This window comes from Shewanella sp. 11B5, from assembly GCF_002836795.1.
In the GTDB taxonomy this organism is placed as follows: Bacteria; Pseudomonadota; Gammaproteobacteria; order Enterobacterales; family Shewanellaceae; genus Shewanella; species Shewanella frigidimarina.
The window spans coordinates 1-2169 of sequence record NZ_PJAP01001133.1; the positions used below are offsets into that span (position 1 = coordinate 1).

Here is a 2169-nt window from a genome sequence, read left to right on the forward strand (position 1 = left end):
ACAAAATTATATAGCCATATTTACTTTGCTATTAACATCTAACCTATACAAAAGTGTACGCTAATCGCTAATGCACATCATTTATGATTATTGAAAAATCTTTGTTTAATCGTCATTATCCCAACCAAATATGCAACTAAAGATCAATATTTAATATTTAAATGACTAATTAATAATTATTGATTCATGGAGTAGGTAAATGGAATTAACAAACAAGTGGCGACTTTCTATTGTTGCAACTGCACTTTCTTTTGTATTAACCGGATGTGGTTCATCTTCCGATGATGAAGATGAGGTGATTAAAAACATCGCACCGTTAATATCTTCTATCGCGGTTGTCACTGCAATTGAAGATAGTGAATACCTGTATCAGCTAACCGTTACCGATCAAGACGATGCCAATGATGGTACGAATTTAACATTCAATTTAACCAATGCGCCAGATGGTATGGCCATTAACAATACAGGTCTGATTTCATGGACACCACTTGAAGGTGTATTAACGTCTGGGACAATCACAGTTACTGTTAATGATGGTGGAGAAGACGAAGCGCAACCTGCTGTACAGAACTTTGAAGTCTATGTAACGCCTGTAAACGATGCCCCTGTTGTGTCTTCTATCGTGGCGCAAAGTGTTGATTCAGGCTCGACATTTACCTACCAATTAGTCGTTTCTGATGTAGACGATTCTGACACTGAAAATGACATTAACTTTGAACTAATTACCGGACCAAATGGTTTATTGATTAGTCCTTCTGGCTTAATAACTTATACATCTTCCGTAAATGAAACGACATCAACCGATATTTCTGTACAAGTCGCTGACGGTGGTGAAGATGGCGTTGCGCCAATTCAAGTTAGTTTCAATTTAAATGAAAAGTTTTTCTATACTATTTCTGGTACCACGATTAACTATTTTAATGGTGAAGTCATTCCAGAAAGTGTCGTGAGTTTATCTAATGGTAACCTAGTTGTTAATACAGCAACTTCTGATGCTGAAGGCTTATTTTCAGCAAAAATCCAAGATATTCAATTAAGTGACAGATTGACTCTTGTTGCTGATGCGACAAATTATTCTGAAGCTGCGTTGAGTATTTCAAGAAATGAGCTAACCCAAGAACACAATTTACTATTACAGCCTGTTCATGCATCAATTAGTTTTGATGCGACTCAAGTATCTGAGCTAGCTGTTGATGGTAATGTGCTTGTTACTTTGCCTGAAAACAGCCTTGTTGATTTAAATGGTAACCTTGTATCTTCAGCCGTTGTAGCTGAACTAACCGTCATTAACCCGGCTATTGATATTGAAATGATGCCCGGTGATATGCTCACAACAAACAGTGCCAACGAAATTGTGCCAATAGAATCATTTGGTGCTATAACAGTTAGTTTTGTTGATAGTGCAGGTAACAAGCTACAACTCGCTCCAAACAAAGTCGCACAAATTCATATACCTGTAGCAGGTACTACTCCCCCCTCAACGATACCGCTTTATTATTTCGACACTACGTCAGGTTTATGGATCGAAGAAGGTGAAGCGCAATTAGTTTCAGTCAACGGTAAATCATTTTATCAAGGTAATGTTAGTCATTTCACTACTTGGAATGCTGATATGATTTACGACACCATTATGGTAAATGGTTGTGTGGAAGATGAAGATGGTAATTTGTTAAATGGTGCTCGCGTTATTTCGGACGGACGTGATTACTTGGGGCGCTCGCTGACATTCTCTATCGATGATGGCACATTTAGCATCCCTGTTAAGCGTCATTCTACCGTTTTACTTGGCGCCACTATCGGATTTCAAAGCCGAACATCTATTATTAACACGTTTGAAGAGGACATCACCTTAGCAGAGTGTTTAGTGCTATCTGAAGCGTTAACTAAAATAACCTTGAACTGGGGTGAAGCACCTCGTGATTTAGACTCACACCTTTATATTACAGATACTGAAGGTAATGAAAGCCATGTGTATTATGCCAATTCAGAAGTCACCCTTAATGAAGCCATCATCTATTTAGATGTTGATGATGTAACAAGTTATGGGCCTGAAGTGATTTCAATTCCTCAGTTTCCTGTCGAAGGTAGATACGATTACTACGTGAAAAATTTCTCTGGCTCACCTGACATTGACCCGGCTACAACACGTGTTGAATTTATATTTAATAA

1 protein-coding gene is annotated in these 2169 nt (G+C 38.0%); it reads left to right on the forward strand.

Translation table 11 applies throughout. The features are described from left to right. Nucleotides 1-199: 199 nt before the first annotated feature. The coding region (locus tag CXF78_RS21155) for a putative Ig domain-containing protein (protein WP_219622107.1) at nt 200-2169 on the forward strand (1970 nt) is incomplete at its 3' end.